This is a genomic window from Saccharopolyspora hattusasensis, assembly GCF_050972075.1.
In the GTDB taxonomy this organism is placed as follows: domain Bacteria; phylum Actinomycetota; class Actinomycetes; order Mycobacteriales; family Pseudonocardiaceae; genus Saccharopolyspora; species Saccharopolyspora hattusasensis.
This window is the reverse complement of the sequence record NZ_JBPCDC010000001.1, coordinates 8,231,893-8,252,745: the sequence shown is the minus strand read 5'-3', so window position 1 is coordinate 8,252,745 and position 20,853 is coordinate 8,231,893. Positions and strand designations below refer to the sequence as shown.

The window sequence follows — 20,853 nt, the reverse complement described above, 5'->3', positions numbered from 1 at the left end:
GACTGTCCCCAGAACCGCCTAATTCAGCGGCCTCCTAGCACGACTTCCGGGTGTCATTTGCCACGAGGAAGGGACCGGGGTATTGCCGCGGGGATGGGACCACGTGGTCGGCTCAGTGAGCATCGTGGTCTCCCGTCGTGGTGGTGTCAATGGACGCGCCGGAGGGCGCGTGTCCGGGTTTCTGTCGTTGCCGGTAGGACTCGCCCTCGATGACGAGTTCGTGAGTGGTGGAGGTGAGCCGGTCGACGGCGGATTGGGCGAGGAGGGGGTCGCTCATCATGGCCAGCCACTCGGCAGGCTCGCGGTTGGAGGTCAGCACGGTGGACGCGGTGTGGTGACGGGCCACGACGAGCTCGTAGAAGTCGGCGGTCTCGGTGGCGTGCAGGGGCTGGAGTGCGAAGTCGTCGATGAGCAGGAGCCGGACCTGGGTCAGCCGGCGCATCTCGGCCTCGACGCTGTTGTCGAGGCGGGCGGCTTTGAGTCGTTTGAACAGCGCGTCGGCGCGGAGCATGAGCACGCTGTGGCGGCGGCGGACGGCGATGTGCCCGAGCGCGGTGGCCAGGTGGGTCTTGCCGACCCCGACCGCTCCGAGCAGGCAGGCTCCGTGGGGCCCGTCGAGGAATCGCAGGCTGGTGAGTTCGTTCCAGAGGGTGCGGTCGTAGCGCACCGCGGCGGACTCGTCCCAGGTTTCGATGCGCATGCCGGGGTCGAGGCCGGCTTTGCGGGCCCGTAGCTGCGCGGACTGGGTGTCGCGGCGGGTGGCCTCGTCGGCCAGCACGAGCTCGAGGAACGCCGCGTGCGAGAGGTGCTGCTGTTTGGCCAACGTGAGCCGTTCGGGCAGCGTGTGGAGCATCTTGCCGAGCTTGAGCGCCCGCAGCACCTGCTTGAGCTCGGGTGAGACTGGGTCGATCATCGTTGTGGCGCTCATCGGGTCGTCGCCTCCCCTCCGCCGTCGATCACTTTCATCCAGTACGGCTTGACCCGCCGGAACTCGCGCGGATCGCGGGCGAAGCGGGCTTGGGTGGCCGCTCGTGCGGCCGCCGGCGCCGGGGTGGGGGTGTTCTCGGTGGCGTGCTCCAGCATCGAGGCGATCTTGGTGACGGAGATGACGTCGATGTCCAGGGCTTTCCCGCACGCGGTGTCGGCTGGTCCGGAGCCATAGCGTTTGGCCAGCCCGAGCAGCCGGTAGACCTGCCGCATCCGGGTCCAGGGCAGCTTGTCGTCGAGCAGTCGTTCCGCGTAGATGCCGACGTTCTCGCCGTGCGCGGCGGCGGCGCGGGTCAGCCGCTGCAGGTCACGCAGCGCGTAGGCGGTCTTCTCGGCGGGCAGGTCTTCGGGGTCGGTGCAGCGGCCACCGGGGCGCTGCCGGGGATGGGTCTTGATCAGCTGGCCGCGGTGGAACAGCTTGACCAGTTCCGCGTCCGCGCGGGCTTGGACCTGCTGGCCGATGTAGGCCTTCGGGGCCGAGTACAGCGCCTTGCCAACCTGAACGTGGTAGTCGCGGTGCACTTTGACCTCGACATAGATCGGCACCTCATACGGCGTCTCGGGGGCGGGCAGCAGCGCGGTGGCCTCGTGCTCGGCGAACACCTCCGCCGGGCGGGCGTGGATCGTGCCATGGATCCGCAGCCCGGCCTTGTCCCGGCACCAGGTCTCGGCGCGGGCCTGGGCGTCGGCCAGGTCCACAAAGGTCTCGCCAGCGAAGAAGTTGCCGCGTACGTACTGCACAGTCCTCTCGACCCGAGGTTTGTCCTGGGGTGAGCGGACCCTGGCCGCGTCCGTGACGAAGCCCCTGGCCTGCGCGTACTCCAGCCAGCCCACGGTGAACTGCGGATTGACCGCGTCCGCCTTGGCCACCATCGCCGACGCGTTATCCGGGATCAGCACCCGGAACACTCCATCGAAGTGCCGCCACGCCGCCTCGCACCCGGCCACGACGGCCTCCAGCGTCTGCGCAAAGGTCAGCCACACGAACATGTGCCGCGAGAACACCGCCGTGAAGATCAACGCGTGCACCACGCGGCGCCGCCCCGCCGACGGGTCATACAGCAGCCCCATCTTGGCGAAGTCGATCTGGCACTCCACGCCCGGCGTGCCATCGGCCACCCGCACCGTGTCTCCAGCGCCACGGCCCCGGTAGCCGGTGCGCTCCACGCAGAAACGGTGCAGCGTCCGATGCGGCACCACCACCCCCTGGCGGGCCAGCAACTCCCCGATCTTGACCACCGTCAGGTCCTTGCCGACCCACTCCACGATCTGCTCACGCTCGGTCTCCAGGCTCTCCCACGCCGAGCCACGACCAGCCGGGCGATCCGGGCGCACCCCGGCCACCACCTGCCCGATCAGCTCGTCGGTCAGCTGATCCTCGCCGCCGTCACGATCCAGCCCCGCCGCCACCGCCGCATCGGTGTAGCGGCGGACCGTCTTACGGTCCACCCCGGCCTGCTCAGCCACCCTCCGCAGACCCTTACCCGCCATCCAGGCCCGCAACATCTCCCGAACTTCGATCACAGCAACCTCCCGGTACGCCATCCCACAGGACCTCCAAGTCGATCAACTTGGATCGATCCCATGTGGACAATCGAGAACCGTCCCGGCACGACACGCCAGGTGGTCCCATTAGTGGCAACCAAGTGGTCCCATGACCATGGCAAAACACCCGCTTCAGTGGTCCCTAGTTCGTGGCAGCTGACATTCCGGGTCGAGCGCGACGTGCGGGAGGCCCGGCACGAACCCGATCAATACCCCGCCTAGCACCAAGATCGGGTACGGAATCGACATAAGGCGGGCCAACGCCGCCAGCACCGCAACCGATACCAGCAGCCCGCCGATGAGGACTTCGGCGCCGCCCATGGCAGCGCCAACGCGGCGCCCTTCGCAGACATTCCGCCGCAACGAAAGTTGCAAACGCCGCCCGCGTCCCCGCATCGGCCGCGACAAGGTCGACGTCCTCGACTCCGGCGCCGACGACTATCTCACCAGACCGCTCGGCCTCGACGAACTCCTCGCCCGCATCCGCGCGGTCTCCCACCGCACCACCCCGAACAATGCCGCCACCGTCCCCCTTGGCAACGACATCGTCGACCTCGCCACCCGAACAGCCGCCTGGAAGGCCGGATCAGGCTGCCCTGCGGAGGGCAGTGGGCCGAATTGGCAGGCGCTGCGGCCGGAGAGAGTCCGTGCCGGCCTCCCCAGTCCCGTCATCGCCACTCCACCCAAGAGGGTCGGACAACATGTGACCAGCTAAAACTTCCGACGATCGCCGCGTTGGCCGTCCCAGAGCCTTGTTCGGCGCAGCACCGGTAGCGCCCGTGCCTAGCCCTGGGAACCTCCCTGGCCCCGCAGCTAGACCGGTGCTGGCGAGGAATCCGTCGATGAGGCCTGACGCATACTGCATGCGTTTGAGTCGGGTGCGGCCAGTGTGGCCAGGTTGGTGATGGTGCCGGCAGCGAGGTTGGCGAGGCTGCGTTTGAGGTGTGACCACACGGACTCGACCCTGCTGATCCATTTACCCGAAGCATGCCGAGCACTGACCAGCTTCCGAACCTTGCGTTCCTCGACCACATCTCGCGGCGCTCGCGCCACCAACGACCTCGGCAGAACCCACCACCCCCGATCACAACACCGAGATCGATGATCTCGGTACGTGATCATTAAGGGACGCAGCACTAATTAAATTTAGCAGGATTGCAACAGCTGGGAGTGCAGGCAGGAGCCTGCCGCGTTGAGAAGCTTGAGGGTGCGCGGGGAATGCCAGCGAACGACATCGTGGGCCTCCGGGCCGGCGATGCGCGGGGTGGGGCGGGCAACCCCCCGACGGTCACCCGCGCCCCTTTCCCCGACTCCCGGCGATGTCCCCGAAACCTCACCGGACACATACGCCCCTGGTCGCGAAATCAACGACGCATGTACAAACAGCGTGGCGAGCTGCCGGCCGGTCGCGCAACCGGCGGAAGAAAACTCTGCGTTTCGCTGAACCACGCCACCAACGAAACCGCGCAGAAACTTACTCTTTTCCTCCGGGAACCAAAGCGAACGAAGGCACTCTGCTGCCCCAGAAACTGTCCAGCACAACACTCGAGCAACACCGCGGCATTCCTCGCATGCAGCGCAGCGTGGCGGAGTTTCCAGGTGTTCAGCACCGCCAGGTCCCCGGCCGGCGCCTGGCGTACGGCGCTTCGGGAGAACCAGGCCACTACAGGTTGTACGAGAGCAGCCGGCTCAGCGTCTCGTCGATGTTCATCCACCGATGTTCGTCACCGGGTGCGACCGCGTCGTAGGTGTCGTTCAAGAACTCCACAAGCTGATCAGCATTCACTTCGAAGGTGGCCTGCCCTGACGGCGAACTCAACGCGATCATGACCAACCCCGGACGGCCCAGTCGAGGGCCGATCCGCACATCGCCTTCGCCCGCCTCGGCGACCAGCCCGTCGGCCAGCAGGTCGCGGGCGATCACCCAATCCACCTGACCGTCCTTGCCCACGTTGAGCTTCATACAGATCTCGTACGGATTGCGGCTGTCGTACCCCAGTTCCACACCGACCGGCGCGATCACTCCCGCCGGGGCTACCAGATTGAAGACCGTGGTGGCGAGCACCGTGCTGTGATCGTTTGCCATCATGTCCCCATTCCCAAGCATCTTCAGCCAGATGTTCTCGTTCATCGCGCTCCCTTTTTCGGTTAATCCCCAGCCTTGGCGGCTCCAATGCTCAGCTCCGCCAGCCGGAGTCGGCGACTCCGTGCCCACCGACGATGCCAGAGCGAGGATCACGGACACTGCCGATTTCTGGTTCAAAGCCACGATTGGACTACGCAAGACCGCGGAGTCCCGCCAGACGAACCTGAAGCCCCCGCTCTACTGCTCACACCCCGGAAATGCCGCAGAACTCGTCAACTACGTGACTGCACCAAGCCAGCCACTAGCTAGAGCGCACCATGGACCTCGACGCCGTCGTGGAAGTCCAGGTCACCGACCATCCATCCCCCGCCGTGGCGGGCAGACGGCCGCTGGAAGCGGGCTCGGCTGCGTCCCGGGTACATGCGCACGCGCAGGGAACCGACGCACCGGTCGGTGACCTCCCCGACCGACGGGACGGCGCTGCGTGGAGGTGGCGAGGCGGCCATCATCCGGCGGGCAGCGGTGCCAGCCGCGCCGAGGCGGCGTCAAGCGTAGCCATCAGGGCCCCCGCACGGCGCCGACAATGTTTCGGTCTACACGACGTTGTTCGTGACACTGGACGCGCAGCGGATCGCGCGGTCGGTGGCGGTGTTCCTGGTGATGGTCGCGGTGTGGTGTGTCGCAGCCTGGTTGCTCGGGAGCAACAAGAAAGTGGTGTCGGCGCTGACGCATCTGGGCAAATGGCTGGTGCCCTCGGTCTTCATCGCGATAGGCGCAGCGATCTTGATCAAGACCGGGGTGCTGGTGCAACTCGTCGAGTTGTTGTGAGCAGACCAGTCGGTCAGCCCGCGATGATGAGGTAGAGACCGTAGAGGACAAGCACGACGCAGGCCGCAAAGCACAATGCCGCAGTCACGGTGGGTCCAAGCGACCACGTGTGTCGCTCGAACGCGGCCGTGCGCTTCCCTACGGCCACGATGCCCAGGCTGAACAGCACCACGACGACGACGGCAACGGCCAGCGAGACCACGAAGACGCTGCCAAGTCCGCCCCAACTGATGTGCATCGCTGCTCCGGCCCCTCTCAGCCCACGGGAACTTCGTTGACGTTCTTCGCATTGATCGGATTTCGTCGCGACACCCAAAAGGCGCCTGCCGCCAGCGCGAGGGCGACCACCGCGACGAGCACCGTGCCGCCGACGCCTCGCGAGGCGACCCCGCCGGCCACTGCACCGATCGCGGCCGCGGCGGGCAAGGTCAGGATCCACGCAACCACCATCTGCCCGGCCACCCCCCAATGCACCTCGGCCAGTTTCTTGCCGATGCCCGCTCCGACGACGCTGCCCGAGGCGACGTGCGTGGTGGACAGCGGGAAACCCACATGCGAACTGGAAAGGATCACTGCGGCGGTGCTGGCCTCCGCCGCAAAACCCTGCGGCGACTCGATCTCGGTGATGCGCTTGCCCACGGTGTGGATGATTCGCCACCCACCGAAGTAGGTACCCACCCCTATGGACAGCCCGGCGATGAGAATCACCCACACCGGCGGACGCGAACCCACGGGCAGCGCGCCGGCCGTGATCAACGTCAGCGTGATCACGCCCATCGTTTTCTGCGCGTCGTTCGTGCCGTGCGCCAGCGATACCAGCGAGGCAGAGGCCACCTGACCGGCCCGGAACCCGCCCACACGCACCGATCGGTAGGTGCGGCGGGTCAGGACATAGGCGAGGTAGGTGGCGATCATGGCCACCATGCCCGCGATCACCGGGGACGCCAGCGCAGGCACCATCACTTTCTCGACGACCGTGGCGAAGTGCACCGCGCTGGAACCGGCCGCCACCCACGTAGCACCGATGAGCCCTCCGATCAGCGCGTGCGAGGAACTCGATGGCAGCCCGACCAACCAGGTGGCCAGGTTCCAGAGGATCGCGCCCACCAATCCCCCGAAGACGACCGACGGACCGATCCGGGCCTCGTTGACGATTCCGCCGGAAATCGTCTGGGCCACCTGAACCGACAGAAAAGCACCCACGAGGTTGAGCACGGCCGAAATCCCGACCGCGACCTTCGGCCGGAGGGCGCGGGTGGCGATCGAAGTCGCCATCGCGTTCGCGGTGTCGTGGAATCCGTTGGTGAAATCGAACACCATGGCGGTGACGATGACCAGGAGCACCAACGAGATGTCCATGTCCACATGCTGTACGGGCGCAGACCGGGATGTCGAGGGCAGAAAGTTGTTGGTGGAGCCCGATTTCCGCGCCACACTCACACATCCGTAGCACTGCGGGATCGACATCGTCCGGCCGGGGCCTTCGCGTGGAAGCACCACCGGAGCATCGTTCGCCGGTACCCGACTACCGATGCCACCCGGCACCCCGCAAAAGCGCCCCCGCACCCGACCGGCGAACCGGACGGATGCGGGGACGGTCGCTTGGACCCGGCCAAATGAGCCGTGACCGGGCGACCGGAACGCTACTCGGCGGCCGGGCGCGAGTCCAGCGTGTAAACCGGGCGGCTCCGCGGAGCCCAGCAGCCGAGTCCACCCGGCTCGACGATACGCAGCAGCGCGTAGACCACACCGAGCACGACCAGGACGTCACCGGCCGCGCCGAGCGGACCGGTCAGCCATTCCGGGGCGTCAGCGGTACCAGGTACGCGACGAACATGAACCACGCGGCGGGACCGATTGTGCTTAGCTCCGCGGTGAGCTGGTTGCTCACTGGTGCGACGGCCTCTCGCCCGGCAAGACCCCTGCACCAACTCGGTGGCTATCACGGCGGCCCGATCGACGTTGTCATGGCCGAGCGCGACGGCGACCGCTTCGCGGATCACCTCGAAGATGTTCAATGGCCTTTACCACCGGCAGCGATGGGAGCAGGCGAAGCCGATCGCCGTCGCCGAGGACCCCGACTCGCTCGCCGAGCGCGTACCGGGCAAGGGCACGCCCATGGTCCCCGTGCAGGGGCACCGCACAGTAGCCCCGCGGGCAGATCCGCGACACCGCGCTCGGCCTCATACAACGCAACAGACCCGGTGACCAGCACGAACGCAAATCATCCACACCGTTATCCACAACCTTGGGGAGGTGAACGTGCTAGGTCTCGACTACGCCGTCGGAGCTCCCAAGGCTGCCGCGGTAAAGGTAGCCAGGTTCGACTTCGTGGTGCGCTACGTCGGCACCCCTGGTCGACGGAAGAACAACACCGCCACCGAGTTCCACCACATGACTACCGACGGCGCCGATGTGGCGTTGGTGTTCGAGAACCGCACCGGTGACCCGCTCGCCGGCCGCGCCGCGAGGGGGCAACGCCCGCGCCGCACTGGAGGACGCGCGCTCGTTCGGCTGCCCGACGACCGGCCCATCCAGATGGCCGTGGAACAGAACATCACCACCGAGAGCCAGATGCGCACCGTCGTCGCGTGTCCGCTTTCGGGTGCGCCGCGGCGATGGCAGCGTCTGGCACACCCAGTGGGCGCCGAACGCAGTCGTGAGCCTGCGCGCGGACGCACCTGCCCGGCCGACCTGACCACCGGCCGGCGACCTCGGGATCGAGAGCGCCGAGCTCATCGGCCTACGTCGGGCGGATCGCGTCGCCATCGGGAACCTCTGCGGAGCGCGACCTCACCCGGACAAAGACCACCCCCACGCACCCGCATCCTCGCCCGAGCCTGGGTACGCCTCATGTGGCGCTGCTGGCGCAACGGCACACGCTACGATCCCGCCCTGCACGGCGGCGGCCTGCAGACCAGCGAACCCGCCGCCGCCTGACTTCGATCTTGAGGTTGACGCAGGGGGCGTCATTGCGCGAGGTCGTCGAGTTCGGCGAGGGCGTGTGGCAGGGCGTAGTGGAGCTTTTCGATGTCGGGCAGTGCGCTTCGGTTGGCAAGGAGCCCGATGTGGACGTTGTCGCGGTAGGGACAGGCGGCGATGGACAGGGCGTGCCCGGCGGGCAACGGCACCAGGGGGTAGAGCTGGTGCAGGCGGGCGCCGTCCAGGGAGACCTCCATGTCGGGCAGGGGCACGTTGGTGATCACGGTGTCAAATAGCAGGTGGGTGGCGTGTGCGGCGATCGGAGTGAGGACCTGGTGCAGCAGCGGTGGCAGTTGGGAGGCCAGCACGGGCAGTGCACCGGCGCCGCGGGTGGGCCCCTTGGGCTTGTTGCGGCGCATGGAGCTTTGGATCAGTGCGAGCCTGGCCGCCGGGTCGGGCTCGTGGACGGGTAGGTCGCAGAGGTAGGCGGAGAGCTGGTTGTTGCCCGAGTCGTTGGTCTGGCGGTGTTGGGCGGGAATGAGCGCGCGCAGGTCGAGCTCGTAGACCGGGTGTCCCCGGGCGGCCAGCTACTGCCGCAGCGCTCCGGTGACAATGGTGAGCACGATATCGTTCGTGGTGCCGCCGTAGCGACGCTTGATGCGGCGAAGATCCGCTCGGGGCAGGGTGAGCATGTCGACGCGCTTGGCAGCGGTGTGCGGCGCCGCCAAGGGTGAGCGGTGGGCCAGCCGAAGGCGGCCGAGCACGGACGTGGCGATCTCGACCGTCTCAGGCCGACGCAACACCTGCAGGAAGTCGCTTGCGGCAGAGAGAGTCTCGTCGAACACCTGGCGCGCTTTCCCCGGTTCGCTCAGCCGGAGCAGCGCGTGGTGGAGCTTGACGAACACAGCAAAGCGACCGCCCTCGAGGCCCGTGATCACGTGGACTTCCCACAGCGGTCGGGAAACATCCAGCGGAGAGCTCATGAGTTCGGAGACCAGCGTTTCCAACTCGGGCTCCCCGCCCGGGTAGGGCAGGTGGTGCGCGGATACGTGGTTTTCCGCGTCGAAGCCGGGCTGGGGTTCCCAGTGGGCGTGGCCGGGTACCAGCCACGATTTGTTGACGCGCAGCCGCAGGCAGGGTTGACGTGAGGCCCGGTCGGCGATCAGCTCTACCAGCCGTGCCCCATCGACCGGCCGACCAGGTCCGAAGACCGCGACGGCACCGAGATGCATAGGCGTGAGCTCCCGCTCCAGGCACAGGAACACCATGTCCAACGCGCTGATAGCCTGCCTCGCCATTGCCTACCCCACCAGTGATCGTTCTGCCGTCGCGACCTGTCGAACAGTGCTCGTTGCTGCTCCGAGCTCGCTCTCGGAAGACACTTTCGTGGGAGTCCGCACATGATCCTGGGATCGTCACTCAGATGGGTGTGTCGGTAAATGGTCGCGAGCAACCTCGTTGTGAAACTCCCATGTTGGCCGACAGAGGCTCATTCCCCTCTTTGCACCCGAACGCGAAGTCTGAAGCGGGACGCACCAGTGGTTCCCGTAGTGGTCGCTCGCAGGGCGCGTCGGAGAGGGCCGGGCGGCTGCTGTCGCCGCTGGCGAGTCGTCCACCGTTCTCGGCGCTCCGACGTCTTGCCTGCTGGAAGTTGTCCCGAGTCGGGCCCGAGGACGGCTGCGGTGAGGGGAACTTGGCGCTCATGCATGGAGGTTCACCATTGTTGGAGCAGGAGGCTGATGGCGGTGGCGGCGGTCGCCATGCCCGCGGCGATCATCCAGCCGTGCGGGAGTAGCGGGCTGGACCCGAAGAATTGGCTCAGGCCGGGTGTCTGGACGACGGCGGCCAGGGCCACGAACGAGACAAACGCACACCCCACGACCAGTGGTGTCCGTCCGCGCACGACCAGGGTCTGTCCGAGCTGGGCGGCGACCAGCGCCACGAGCGCGACCGTGTTGGCCTGGCGCAGGGTTCCGGTCGCCCTGCCCAAGATCCACGCACAGATCGCGGCCCCGGCGGTCACCGCGGCACGCCGGTAGATGTCGTGGGTCAACGCCGCGCCCAGGGAGGCTTCGGGGCCTTCGGCCAGCAGCATATCGGCGGTGATCGTCGGCGGTGGCCTTACCGCGATCGCCATCGCCGGGAGGATGTCGGTGAGCAGGTTGACCAGCAGCAGCTGCCGGGCGTTGAGGCTGCCCCCGCCGTTGATCAGACCGGTGACGACGGTAAAGCCGATCTCGCCGAGGTTTCCGCCGAGCAGGATGGCCAGCGAGTCGCGCACCGATGCCCACATGGCGCGGCCTTCCACGATGGCGTCGACGATGGTCTCGATGCGGTCGTCGGTGACCACGAGGTCGGCGGCCTCACGCGCCGCAGGAGTTGCGCGCTCCCCCAGCGCGATGCCGATGTCGGCCAACCGGATCGCCGGGGCGTCGTTGGCGCCGTCCCCGGTCACCGCGACCACACGGTCGTTGCGCTGCAGGGCCTCGACGATGCGCGCCTTCTGTGCCGGGCTGACCCTCGCGAACACCGCGACGGTGGTCACTTCCGCCGCTAGTTGCTCGTCGTCGAGGGTGTCCAGTTCGGTGCCGGTCATGACGCGGCGTTCGTTGAGCGCGTTGAGTTCGGCGGCGATCGCCTCGGCGGTGCTGGGGTGATCGCCGGTGACCATCACGACCTCGACACCCGCCTGCTGGAGCTGTGCGACGGCGGCGGCCGCGGTGGGCCGTACCGGGTCGGCCAGCACGACGAATCCGATCAGCCGCAGATCCCGGATCCGGGACTCGTCGAGATCACTGCGATCCGAGGCGGCCCGCTCGGCGACAGCCAGCACCCGGTAGCCCTGCCGGGCGAGGTTTTCGGCAACGCGCTCGACGTCTCGACCAGCGGTACCCTCCAGCGGCACGTCGCCATCTGGTCTGCGCCACCGGGTGCACTGGGCCAGCACGATCTCCGGGGCACCTTTCACACTCAGCAGATTGCCGTCGCTGAAGGTGCCGAGCACCGCGTGGTAGCCGCGGGAGGGCTCGAAGGGCGTCTCGTCGATCGGCACCCAGCCCTGCTTGCCTTCGGCCGGGTACGCTCCCGCGCCGCGCGCGCCATCGACGACCGCGCGATCGGTGGGATGCGGGAGCAGTTCTCCGTTGTCCACCAACGGACTTGCCCGCAAGGCACCCGCGAGCACTCGGCGTTGCACTGTGGATATATCTTCGAGCCACCGGCTCGACGCGCCGTCGGATACCCGCCGTAGCGCGATCCGCCCTTCGGTGAGGGTGCCGGTCTTATCGAAGCACAACACCTGCGCCCGGCCCAGAGCCTCGATCGTCGCGGAGTTACGCACCAACGCCCCGCGTTTCGACAACCGCCGGGCAGCCGCGAGCTCGGCGACGGTGGCAACGAACGGCAATCCCTCGGGAACGGCCGCCACCGCCAGGCTCACCGACCGCCCCAGCGATGTCCCCAACCGACGCCCCCGCAGCATGTCCGTGACCAGCAGAACCCCACCTGCTCCCAGGCAGACCGGCACCGTCACCTTCGCCAGCGTCTGCAGGCGAGCCGCGACACCATCTGCACCTCGTCGGACCTCAGGCCCGATCACGCTGCCGGCCTCGGTGTTCGCACCGATCGCGACCACGACACCCACGGCTCGCCCGGCGGCGACCGCGGTGCCCCGGTAGATCATGCAGGTCCGGTCCGCGACCGGCACCGCCGGAGTCGCCGTCACTGTCTTGGTGACCAGCATCGACTCGCCGGTCAGGCTCGACTCATCGAGCTCCAGCCCGTCCGCCTCCAGGAGTCGGCAGTCGGCCGGAACAGCATCCCCGGCCACCAACTCCACCACATCACCGAGCACGAGCTGGTCAGCGGGCAACTGCGTCACGTTTTCCTTGCGGCGCACCACAACCCGAACAACGCTGGCCGCCAGCAACTTGTTCAACGCACGGTCCGCGGTGATACGTTGCACTCCGCCGATCAACCCGTTCATTCCCAGCACGCCCAGGATGATCGTCGCGTCCGCGACGGCACCGATGCTCGCCGAGATCGCGGCCCCACCCGCCAAGGCAGGCGTCAACGGACTCGCCAGCTCCTCCAGCGACGCCCGCAGCACACCCATCCGGCGGAAGTCCGCTCCTTCGTCGTGATCCGGGAAACGCTGGTGCGCCGCATCATCGGTCAGGCCCTCTGGTGAACTGTCGAGCAATTCCAGCACCGTGCCGGGCGCCATCGCATGCCAGGCAGTGCGCGGCACGGCGCGCGGAACCGGGCGCCACGCAGCCTGCATCCCCCACCACGTTCCCGCTCCCAGCGCGATCGCCGCGCACACGGCCACCGGAATTCCAGCACGGGCCTGACTCCCGATAGCGGGCCCGAAAGCGGCTAGCGCCGCCCCGCCGACCGAACCGATCAACGACAGCTGCGCGCTGCGCCTGCTGACATGACGCGCGGTCGACACGTTGCGCAACAACGCACACGGCTCCCCCAGGCTCGCGCCCGCGATCAGGTGCGCACCCCACGGAACCTCACCATCACGGGTCACACCGAAACCGACATCCGCAGCCGCCAGCGCCGCCCGCGCCTGCGAGGACACCACAGCGACGACACGGCCCTCCCGCTGCATCTCCCGCACAGCCGAAGCCAGCCGCACCCCACCCGCAACCACGCGATCAACACCGAGCCGCGCCGCCAACCGGCCCCCATCCCCAGCGACGACCACCGACCCGACCCCACGAGCTGCCGCGACCAACTCCTCGGCGAGAGGATCCAATTCCTCGGCGGCAAGGACCCACGCAACGCTGCGCGAATCGTGGCGGAGCGCGAACACCTCAATGCCGGGCCCCGCCGCGCCACGCACATCAGAAGGCAACCGCGACCGAGCCACCGAAGACAGCGACCAACCCTCACGCCGCGTTCCATCCGCCTTGGTCACACCGACCAAGTGGTGCGCCCGTTCCCACAGCTCAACGACCGCGTGATCGCTCTGCGCGGGAATCACGTCATGCACCAGCCGAACACCAGTGCGCACAACGCCGGCGTCGATCACCACCGTGTCGACCCGGTCCAACCGCCGCAACACCCGGGGTTCGAACACCAGCGTCGTCCGCTCGGACAACCCGTACCCCAGCTGCGCCGCGAACGCGCCCCGCCCCACCTGCGCCGCGCGCGGCGCGCCCGCGACCAACATCGCTTGCGCACGCTGAAAGCTCCGCGTCACACCGAGCATGCCCGCGAACGCCGCCGGCCCAGCGAGAGCCGAACCGTTCGCGGCGCGCTCGACCGGGCCATCGGGCAACGGCACAGGGCGCCGCCGAACCGCCACCGGCGCACTGCGGTGACTGGCAGGATGCGTCCCCGTTCCGGCTTCCCACCGGGCCCAGCTCCGCTGCGCCGCCTGCGTCTCCCGCAACAGGCAGAACCGGTACCCCGATTCCGCCAGCAAACTCGCCGGACGCTGCGCGAGCGTGTTCGCCATCGCACTGCTGAGCCCGAACAGCAGGTCAGTGGCGGTCTTCCCGATCCGCGTTTCCAGCGGCCCTCGGACCCGGGAGACCGACTCACCGGTCGACACCAGTGCCGGAACAGACGGCGGCAGCGCGGGCAGCGGCAGCAGCCGGGCCCCCATCGCGATCGCAGCGCCAGTCAAGTTCGCCCCCAGCATCGTCGCCTCGGCAATCACCTTCGCCGGATTGTCCGGGTGGCTCGCGCTGACCGCGGCGAACGGTTCCTCGTCCAAGCCGGTGTCCGCCTCGGCATCCTCCACCGCACCCACCAGCCCGGCGATCCCCACCAGGTCCGGATCGTGCCCGATGACCACCCGCCCCACCACAGCGTTGATCTCGACCCAGGCAACACCCGGCACCTTCTCCAACCGCCGGATGATCTGCTCGCCAGCATCCTCAGATCCCGGCTCGTGAACACCGCGCACCTCGACGTGCGCACGCCCCTCCGACGACCAAGCCCGCCGACGCCCCAAGCCCACGATGCTCTGCGCGGCAGCCGCCACCGGCGCCACGATCTGCGAGGCCAACGCACCCAACGTACGCAACATCGAACACGCTCAGCCGTTCAATCCCGTGCGAGCCGAATCCGCTGACCTGTTCAGACCGGACTCCGGCGATCGTGTACTGACGGCCCGCTGTGCCACCAGCATCCCCACAGCAGTCGCCGCGGCAACCGGCCACTCGATCACCGACAGCGGCAACAACACTCCCAGACCGCCGCAGAAAACCATGGATTCTCGCCACGGCAAGCCATCTCGTACCGAACGGGCCGCACCGGCCACGTCCCCCCAACCACGCGGCAGGCTGGCCGTCGCAGCTCGCGAGCGCTGCTCCGGCCACGCACCAGCGCCCGACGTTGCGTTCGGCGCCGCTGTAGCCACGACCCGCCTCCCAGACACACAAGCACGTTGCCGAATTACCAGCGTAAGACAGGTCAACGCCGGGCGAACCCCGAAACAGCCCTGCGCCGGGGCGCCGTCGTCGCTACCGTGAGCGCCGTGCTGTCGCTGGCGGGACTCATCGTCATCGCCTTGTCGCCCGGGCTGGGCAACTTCGCGACGTCGATCGCCCTCGGCCTGCTCGGCGTCGACGCGCAACTGCGGCTGAAAGTCGCCTGTGTGTTCGGGTCCTTCGAGACAGCAATGCCGCTGCTGGGCCTCACGCTGGGTCAACAGGCCGCGATGCGCTTCGGCGAGGTCACGACAATGGCCGGCGCGATCCTGCTGGGCCTCACCGGGCTCTACACCGTCATATCGGCGACGCGTTCACGATCCAACCCGGGAAGAACCGACATCCACACCTGGCGGCTGCCGCAGCTTTGTGCCGTCGGCGCCGCCCTCAGCATCGATAACCTGATCATCGGCTTCACCCTGGGCACGTATCACACCGCGATCGTCCTGGCCGCCATCATCATCGGAACCGCGAGTGTGGCCCTGTCGCTGCTCGGCCTGGAACTGGGTGCCCATCTGGGCGCCCGCTTCGGTGAACGCCTCAGCAAGCACAGCGAACTCTGTGCCGGAGCCGTCCTCCTCGCAATCAGCGCGGCAACCGGCCTAGGGATGATCTGAGCACCCGGTCAGTCACGCAAGAGGCCCAAGGCGACGAGAATGACGGACGTGAGCCCACTGCGCAGGGACCGCGGCACCCGGCCGATCAACGAATGAAACCGCCTGGCCACGCTCGAGCCATTTCGGCGGGCGTCGCACCTGCCGGGCCGTCTACTCTCGTTGGTGTGCCACGGCAATCGGAGTACTACCACGACCCGAACGCCCCCGTGGCCAACTCACTGGCTCCCACCTCGTTCGCGGTCGCACGCGACCTCCACCGCCGGGTCTTGCTGGTACAGCGCATCGATACCCGCAACTGGGAACTGCCGGGCGGGAAGGTCAACGTCGGGGAGTCCGCGCTGGATGCCGTGGTACGCGAGGTGGAGGAGGAAGCCGGCGTCCTCGTCACCGTGACCGGCCTCGCCGGCGTCTATACCGACCCGGGGCACGTCATGGTGTACTCCAGCGGTGAGGTGCGCCAGCAGTTCGCTGTGTGCTTCCACGCCACACCGCTGCGCGGTGAACCACGCCCGGACCACAAAGAAACGATCAACGCCGCGTGGACGGAAACCGATGCCCTAGACGATCTCCCGATCCACCCGAGCATGAGACTGCGCCTGATGCACGCACTGGCGCAGCCCGCACAGGTACACGTGGCCTGAGAGTCCCGTCGCAGCATGCTCAGCGGCTCGATCGCGCCTGGAATCTGCAACCGGATTACGTCGACGCCGCGCTGCCGGCACGCTGTGCGACCGCGACGCCCACGCCGATCGCCGCCGCCACCGGCCATTCGATCACCGACAACACCGCCAGCGCTCCAAGACCACCGTAGAAGGCGATCATCTGGCCGGATGGGAGATAGCCCCGGACAGTCTCGGCCGCGCCAGTAAGATCGTCACGAGTTGGGATGTAATGATCCGGGCGGTGGAACTCGGCCGTGACACCGGGGAGGTTCACCGTCGTCCCCTCATCACCCGCCGGCTTCCGCTGCTTGGTAGCCATGGCCCCTCCTCACAACAGACTCCACATGGCCAGCCTTGACATCGACATCGACATCGTCCGGACCGGACCAATCGAACTGCACGATTTTACCCCTGGATACGACGAACGCGCCGCGCGTCGAGACGTGTGGGGCTCGGGGTCGTTGCCGCACTTGGTCCCTTCAAACGTTGTGTTTCCACAGCGTTTGATGTGCGGGGTGCGCCCGGCAACCCCGGTCGGCACCGGCCCCACGACAAACCCGAAAGCGGTAAAGGACTTCCGCGTCGACGCCCCGCCTGGCATGGAGCCATCGGCGGCCAAGCTGGTTGGCCAGCACGCGAGTCGCCTGTTTGGCTTCGGCTGGGACGAGATCCACAAACGACGGCTTCTGTTGTCATACCCCGTCCATCGTGGATCACCTGGACAGGGTGGGCCGCGCGGCGAGGTTCCTGCTGAGCAGGTCCTTTTCCGGCGCGGCCTCCCTCCGAACCACGCGGACTAGTTTCCCAGTACGTGGCTCTCCAGCGATCTATGCCGCGTTCGCGGCGGGGTGCCCGTGATGGATGGCCTGGTGGCAGGGATGGCAGACCACGAGGGTCTTGCGGCGCATCCTGGTCATGAGTGCCGCCCAGACGGGCTGATCTGGGCCGGGTTCCCCGAGTTGTGTGAGTTTGCGGACTTGGTGCACGAGCACCTTGGCCGCATCGCCACACAACTCACACCGCCGCTTCAGGAGCCGGGAGACCAGCTCCTTACGGGGATGAGGAACCGGCATGGGGACGCGGTCGTGTAGCTTTGCGTCCCTGTTCCGTGCAAGGGGTATCCCGCCGAACCGTGCGACCAGTGGCTGCTTGCCGTCGCGTTCGACGCGGGCTTCAAAGCAGGTGCGCAGCCCTCGCGGTGTGGAGATCTTGGCCTTGTGACGGGCCGCCATCTTGCTCACCGTGGAGTTGTGCTTTGCCGCCAGCGTCTTGAGCATCGACGTCTCGGCGACCCAGCGGAGCCGGGAGAGCCGCCAGACGTCGATGGCGAGCAGGTAGTACTGGACGATGCCCCGGTATTCGTTCCCGTAGGTCTTGACGATGTCGTAGTCGTCGAGATTCTGCATGGGACTGCGGTGCCACGGTGTGCCGTGTCGCAGGTAGGGGGCGCTCTTGGCCGTGATCACATCGAGTGGCACCCGCAGCGCGATCTGTCCGTTGGCCGTTCGACGACCACCGGTGATGCGGGTGTCGTTATGTTGGGTGATGATCTCATAGCCGAGGTATCGCGCTGCCCGGGTCCGGGCGTGCGTGATCAGTGTCTTGTCGGCGGATAGTTCCAGATTGAGTTCGTCACGCAGGAACGTCTCCAGCTGATCTTTGATTCTCTCGGCTTCGACCTTGGGTCCGGTGAAACCCAACAGGTGATCATCCGCGTAGCGCGAATAGCGCAGCCGCCGATAGCCAGAATCATGGGGATCCCCGGCCGGTAGGCGGCGAAGCTGGCCACGCAGTGTTCGGGCCTTGGCCCGATCGCCGCGTCGTCGCGCTTCCTTCAGACCGTCCTTGATTTTCTGGTAGGCAGGATTGCGAGCCCTGCGCTGCCCTTGGGTGTGTTGCGGGATAAGAACGGTCTCGACAAACTTGTCCAACTTGTCCAGGTAAATATTCGAGAGGATGGGCGAGGCGGTCCCACCCTGTGGCGCACCGCTGAGGGTGGTGTTGTATACCCAGTCCTCCAGGTATCCGGCCCGTAACATGTTGCGTATCAGCCGCAGGAACCGTCCATCATGGATCTTTTCCGCCAGGATCTTGATCATTATTTGGTGATCAAGACTTCCGTAGCAGTCGAAGATGTCTCCCTCGATGAACCAGACCGTGCCGGTCCAGGTGTTGGTGATCTGCCGCAACGCGGTGTGGCAGCCCCGGCCGGGACGGTACCCGTGCGATCGGTCGGAGAACTGTGGCTCGTAGTAGGCCTCCAGAAGCAGGCGCACCACTTCGCCAACAAGTTTGTCCGACCAGGTGGGCAGCCCAAGCGGGCGTAGCTTCCCGTTCTTTTTCGGGATGTAGGTCCGCCGTGCGGGAGAGAATCGGTAGCGTTCGTGACGCGTTGCTTCGATGATGGCGTTGATTTTCTCCAGCGACATGCCGTCCGCGGTTTCCTGGCCGACCCCGGGCGTCATCGCACCTTGGTTGGCGTAGATGCGTCCGTAGGCCAGCAGATACAGATCCTTGTTGAACAGTTGTCGATACAACTCGTTGCACGGCAGACCTTTCCTGCCGCGTTCACGGAGGACACCCAGCACCGTTTCAGCACTCTGCATTTCGCATCCTTCCCGGTCTCGATGGTGTCCGATCACCTGTGCCCCTTCGCCCTGCGGACGGCCTTCCCGTCCTCCTTGGCAGGTCGTCACTCCTGCGACTACTACGGGCACTCTGTCGCCGTAGGGCTCGCGCCCCGTAGGCGATCCCACGTTCGTCCTTGAATACGGTTCTAGCGTGACGTAGGCGACCCACTCATCTCCTTGAATGTCCTCATTGGACATCGCTTCGCCTCAGAAGGTTGCAGCAGGTGGATTGACACCCTGCCGCATGAGACGACACCGGTTTCAGGCGTTTTCTTCCGGCGGGCGTTCAGTTGCACCAACTGGAGATTGGGCTTCAGGCAATCCAGCTTTCGCCATATCACGCCGGGTCCCCCAGCGCGCCGCCCCACACGCCTGGGCACGACCGCTGGTTTTCTGGCATGCTATTTTCCCTTGCGCTCTTTCGGGCTCCGGTCAGCCATCAGACCCAGAAATCCACCTCCAATCTCTCCCTGCTGAGCAGGGCATATATCCAAGGCGCCTCGTGGCGCAGCAATCCCCTGAAACTGTAGAGGGTTGATTTGTAGGGATGTTGTTGGTTGTGGTCAGCGCCGCGCTGCTGGGGCGGGCGGGGCCGTGGGTCCTGCCCGTGCCGCTGCGCGTTAGGGGCCGTAGAGGCTCCGGGGTCAAGGGCGGGCCGCTGGCCCGTCGCGTAGCGATCGCGAAGCGACCCTTGAGGCCGGAGGAGCGGCCCCGTAGCCTTGCGCGGCGCGGTCTGGTGTGGACAGTGGCGGCGAAGCCGCCTCGATTGGTATTTCATGCCGCCGTTCTCGGTGCCTGGGGTGCGTTCGCCTCAGTGGTTCGTGCGTGTTCGTAGGCGATGGGGCTGAGCATGCCGTTGGTGGAGTGGCGGCGGACGGTGTTGTACTCGTCGATCCACGCGGCCACCGCCGACCGAGCCTGCCTGCGGGTGGTGAAACGGCGTGTGCTGAGCAGTTCGAACTCCAGGGTGGAGTTGAACGACTCGGCCACCGCGTTGTCCAGCGCGGAGCCGGTGCGTCCCATGGACTGGGTGATATCGGCGCCGCGACACGCCGCGACGAAGATGTTACCGGTGTACTCGCCGCCCTGGTCGGAATGGAACACTACGCCCTGCACGGATCCGCCGCGGATGGCGATGGCCACGCACAGCGCCGCCCGGGCCAGCTCGGCGTCGTGGTGGGCGCCCATGGCGAACCCGACACAGCGGCGGGAATACAGATCCAGGATCGCTGCCAAATAGAGTTTTCCCTCATCGGTGGGGATTTCAGTGAGATCACCGCACCAGCGTTCGTCGGGCCGATCCGGTGGGCGGAAGTCCCGGCGCACCGCATCCGGTGCCTTCCGGGCCCTCCGGTCCGGCCTGGTCGCCGACCGGTGTCGCCGCCTGCCCCGGGCCACCAGGCCGGACTCGGCCATCAGGACCGCCACCGTGTTGGGCGAGACCCGCCAGCCCATCTCCCGCAGATCGGCGGTGATTCTCGGCGACCCGTAGGTGCCGCGATGAACCCTGAACAAATACGCGATCACCGACGCCAACGCCACCCGGCGTTTGTGCCGCAGCGAGGGATCACCACGACGCCACTTGTAGAACCACGCCTGCGACACCCCCAGAGCGCGGCAGGACACCGCGTGCGGGATACCGTGTTCCACCCTCTGAGCCGCGATCAAGACAGCGAGGCTCACCGCCCCATCGCGTCCTTGACCCAGAGGGCGGCCGAGCGCTTGAGCACATCACGCTCCATGGCCAGCTCGGCGTTCTCCTTACGCAACCGGTTCAGTTCGTCACGCTCGCTCTCGCTGAGCGCCCCGTCGCCCTTACGAGCCCGCCGGTCGAGGTTCACCCACCGACCCAGCGTGCCCTCCTTAATCCCCAACTCCCGGGCGACCCGCGCGATCGGCTTGCCCGTCTCCCGAACGATCCGGACCGCGCCTTCCCGAAACTCTCGATCGAAATGCCGCCGTTCCACGGCCATCACTCCTCATCGGCGATGCCTCTACGGTACGAGGGGAAACCCAGGATCACCCTCCCTCGAACGGTGCATAACCCCGCTGTGAAGTCTTCAATGGACCTTCACCGAACGTAGTCTCACGGCTTACTCGTTGCCGGTTCTGCTTGAGGAGACGTCG

Annotated in this window: 18 protein-coding genes and 1 pseudogene; 5 read left to right on the top strand and 14 right to left on the bottom strand. The window is 66.9% G+C overall.

Annotated features, from left to right (window positions below):
• Positions 1 to 112 precede the first annotated feature (112 nt).
• The 3 genes from istB to ACRXBZ_RS38965 all read right to left on the bottom strand — a co-directional run bounded on the left by istB (position 113) and on the right by ACRXBZ_RS38965 (position 2,853).
• Positions 113 to 928: an IS21-like element helper ATPase IstB gene (gene istB / locus ACRXBZ_RS38975; RefSeq protein WP_433881682.1), complete on the bottom strand. Its 816-nt coding sequence runs from the start codon at positions 926 to 928 to the stop codon at positions 113 to 115.
• Entirely contained in the window at positions 925 to 2,532 is a 1,608-nt protein-coding gene (istA, locus tag ACRXBZ_RS38970; RefSeq protein WP_433883349.1) for an IS21 family transposase, read from the bottom strand. Before istA ends, istB begins: the two co-directional genes overlap by 4 nt.
• Before the next feature lie 132 nt (positions 2,533 to 2,664).
• A complete protein-coding gene (locus ACRXBZ_RS38965) occupies positions 2,665 to 2,853 on the bottom strand; it encodes a hypothetical protein (protein ID WP_433883348.1) in 189 nt (62 codons plus the stop codon).
• Here ACRXBZ_RS38965 and ACRXBZ_RS38960 point away from each other — a divergent pair.
• Entirely contained in the window at positions 2,852 to 3,247 is a 396-nt protein-coding gene (locus ACRXBZ_RS38960; protein WP_433883347.1) for a response regulator transcription factor, read from the top strand. The genes ACRXBZ_RS38965 and ACRXBZ_RS38960 overlap by 2 nt on opposite strands.
• Positions 3,248 to 4,195: 948 nt before the next feature.
• On the opposite strand, the gene ACRXBZ_RS38955 is transcribed toward ACRXBZ_RS38960, so the two are convergent.
• The gene (locus tag ACRXBZ_RS38955) at positions 4,196 to 4,621 is read right to left on the bottom strand and encodes an SsgA family sporulation/cell division regulator (RefSeq protein ID WP_433884105.1); all 426 of its coding nucleotides are present in this window, start codon (positions 4,619 to 4,621) and stop codon (positions 4,196 to 4,198) included.
• A gap of 582 nt (positions 4,622 to 5,203) precedes the next feature.
• Here ACRXBZ_RS38955 and ACRXBZ_RS38950 point away from each other — a divergent pair.
• Positions 5,204 to 5,446, top strand: a pseudogene (locus ACRXBZ_RS38950) (cadmium resistance transporter); the annotation flags it as partial.
• A 13-nt stretch (positions 5,447 to 5,459) separates the two neighbouring features.
• Here the strand turns inward: ACRXBZ_RS38950 and ACRXBZ_RS38945 are convergent.
• From ACRXBZ_RS38945 to ACRXBZ_RS38935, 3 genes are all read right to left on the bottom strand, one after another.
• Positions 5,460 to 5,684 carry a hypothetical protein gene (locus ACRXBZ_RS38945; RefSeq protein WP_433883346.1) on the bottom strand — a complete coding sequence of 75 codons (225 nt, stop codon included), beginning with the start codon at positions 5,682 to 5,684 and terminating at the stop codon, positions 5,460 to 5,462.
• A gap of 17 nt (positions 5,685 to 5,701) precedes the next feature.
• Positions 5,702 to 6,805, bottom strand: coding sequence for an inorganic phosphate transporter (locus ACRXBZ_RS38940; protein ID WP_433883345.1), 1,104 nt, complete (start codon positions 6,803 to 6,805; stop codon positions 5,702 to 5,704).
• Between the two features lie 284 nt (positions 6,806 to 7,089).
• Positions 7,090 to 7,464 (bottom strand): hypothetical protein, encoded by a 375-nt coding sequence (locus ACRXBZ_RS38935; RefSeq protein ID WP_433883344.1) that lies wholly within the window; start codon positions 7,462 to 7,464, stop codon positions 7,090 to 7,092.
• Positions 7,465 to 7,708: 244 nt separating this feature from the next.
• Between ACRXBZ_RS38935 and ACRXBZ_RS38930 the strand changes: the two genes are divergently transcribed.
• Positions 7,709 to 8,386 (top strand): hypothetical protein, encoded by a 678-nt coding sequence (locus ACRXBZ_RS38930; protein WP_433883343.1) that lies wholly within the window; start codon positions 7,709 to 7,711, stop codon positions 8,384 to 8,386.
• Positions 8,387 to 8,415: 29 nt separating this feature from the next.
• Here the strand turns inward: ACRXBZ_RS38930 and ACRXBZ_RS38925 are convergent, their stop codons facing one another.
• From ACRXBZ_RS38925 to ACRXBZ_RS38915, 3 genes are all read right to left on the bottom strand, one after another.
• Positions 8,416 to 8,907 carry a WS/DGAT domain-containing protein gene (locus ACRXBZ_RS38925; RefSeq protein ID WP_433884104.1) on the bottom strand — a complete coding sequence of 164 codons (492 nt, stop codon included), beginning with the start codon at positions 8,905 to 8,907 and terminating at the stop codon, positions 8,416 to 8,418.
• Positions 8,908 to 8,955: 48 nt separating this feature from the next.
• Positions 8,956 to 9,666 carry a wax ester/triacylglycerol synthase domain-containing protein gene (locus ACRXBZ_RS38920; RefSeq protein ID WP_433883342.1) on the bottom strand — a complete coding sequence of 237 codons (711 nt, stop codon included), beginning with the start codon at positions 9,664 to 9,666 and terminating at the stop codon, positions 8,956 to 8,958.
• Between the two features lie 416 nt (positions 9,667 to 10,082).
• Positions 10,083 to 14,414 carry an HAD-IC family P-type ATPase gene (locus ACRXBZ_RS38915; protein ID WP_433883341.1) on the bottom strand — a complete coding sequence of 1,444 codons (4,332 nt, stop codon included), beginning with the start codon at positions 14,412 to 14,414 and terminating at the stop codon, positions 10,083 to 10,085.
• Positions 14,415 to 14,855: 441 nt separating this feature from the next.
• Here ACRXBZ_RS38915 and ACRXBZ_RS38910 point away from each other — a divergent pair, with 441 nt between their 5' ends.
• Positions 14,856 to 15,434 (top strand): manganese efflux pump MntP, encoded by a 579-nt coding sequence (locus ACRXBZ_RS38910; protein ID WP_433883340.1) that lies wholly within the window; start codon positions 14,856 to 14,858, stop codon positions 15,432 to 15,434.
• A gap of 164 nt (positions 15,435 to 15,598) precedes the next feature.
• The gene (locus ACRXBZ_RS38905) at positions 15,599 to 16,075 is read left to right on the top strand and encodes an NUDIX hydrolase (RefSeq protein ID WP_433883339.1); all 477 of its coding nucleotides are present in this window, start codon (positions 15,599 to 15,601) and stop codon (positions 16,073 to 16,075) included.
• A 55-nt stretch (positions 16,076 to 16,130) separates the two neighbouring features.
• Here ACRXBZ_RS38905 and ACRXBZ_RS38900 read toward each other — a convergent pair whose 3' ends face one another.
• From ACRXBZ_RS38900 to ACRXBZ_RS38885, 4 genes are all read right to left on the bottom strand, one after another.
• Positions 16,131 to 16,415: a hypothetical protein gene (locus ACRXBZ_RS38900; protein WP_433883338.1), complete on the bottom strand. Its 285-nt coding sequence runs from the start codon at positions 16,413 to 16,415 to the stop codon at positions 16,131 to 16,133.
• A gap of 508 nt (positions 16,416 to 16,923) precedes the next feature.
• Positions 16,924 to 18,702 carry a reverse transcriptase/maturase family protein gene (locus ACRXBZ_RS38895; RefSeq protein ID WP_433877661.1) on the bottom strand — a complete coding sequence of 593 codons (1,779 nt, stop codon included), beginning with the start codon at positions 18,700 to 18,702 and terminating at the stop codon, positions 16,924 to 16,926.
• 798 nt (positions 18,703 to 19,500) lie between these two features.
• Positions 19,501 to 20,409 carry an IS3 family transposase gene (locus ACRXBZ_RS38890; RefSeq protein WP_433883337.1) on the bottom strand — a complete coding sequence of 303 codons (909 nt, stop codon included), beginning with the start codon at positions 20,407 to 20,409 and terminating at the stop codon, positions 19,501 to 19,503.
• Positions 20,406 to 20,699 (bottom strand): transposase, encoded by a 294-nt coding sequence (locus ACRXBZ_RS38885; protein ID WP_433883234.1) that lies wholly within the window; start codon positions 20,697 to 20,699, stop codon positions 20,406 to 20,408. The genes ACRXBZ_RS38890 and ACRXBZ_RS38885 overlap by 4 nt, the downstream gene beginning before the upstream one ends.
• Positions 20,700 to 20,853 lie beyond the last annotated feature (154 nt).

What these genes read in the sequence shown, in the direction of transcription:
- istB (WP_433881682.1), bottom strand. Translation starts at nt 928, where the DNA reads ATGAGCGCCACAACGATGATCGACCCAGTCTCACCCGAGCTCAAGCAG.
- istA (WP_433883349.1), bottom strand. Translation starts at nt 2,532, where the DNA reads ATGGCGTACCGGGAGGTTGCTGTGATCGAAGTTCGGGAGATGTTGCGG.
- ACRXBZ_RS38960 (WP_433883347.1), top strand. Translation starts at nt 2,852, where the DNA reads ATGGCAGCGCCAACGCGGCGCCCTTCGCAGACATTCCGCCGCAACGAA.
- ACRXBZ_RS38965 (WP_433883348.1), bottom strand. Translation starts at nt 2,853, where the DNA reads ATGGGCGGCGCCGAAGTCCTCATCGGCGGGCTGCTGGTATCGGTTGCG.
- ACRXBZ_RS38955 (WP_433884105.1), bottom strand. Translation starts at nt 4,621, where the DNA reads ATGATGGCAAACGATCACAGCACGGTGCTCGCCACCACGGTCTTCAAT.
- ACRXBZ_RS38945 (WP_433883346.1), bottom strand. Translation starts at nt 5,684, where the DNA reads ATGCACATCAGTTGGGGCGGACTTGGCAGCGTCTTCGTGGTCTCGCTG.
- ACRXBZ_RS38940 (WP_433883345.1), bottom strand. Translation starts at nt 6,805, where the DNA reads ATGGACATCTCGTTGGTGCTCCTGGTCATCGTCACCGCCATGGTGTTC.
- ACRXBZ_RS38920 (WP_433883342.1), bottom strand. Translation starts at nt 9,666, where the DNA reads ATGGCGAGGCAGGCTATCAGCGCGTTGGACATGGTGTTCCTGTGCCTG.
- ACRXBZ_RS38915 (WP_433883341.1), bottom strand. Translation starts at nt 14,414, where the DNA reads ATGTTGCGTACGTTGGGTGCGTTGGCCTCGCAGATCGTGGCGCCGGTG.
- ACRXBZ_RS38900 (WP_433883338.1), bottom strand. Translation starts at nt 16,415, where the DNA reads ATGGCTACCAAGCAGCGGAAGCCGGCGGGTGATGAGGGGACGACGGTG.
- ACRXBZ_RS38895 (WP_433877661.1), bottom strand. Translation starts at nt 18,702, where the DNA reads ATGCAGAGTGCTGAAACGGTGCTGGGTGTCCTCCGTGAACGCGGCAGG.
- ACRXBZ_RS38885 (WP_433883234.1), bottom strand. Translation starts at nt 20,699, where the DNA reads ATGGCCGTGGAACGGCGGCATTTCGATCGAGAGTTTCGGGAAGGCGCG.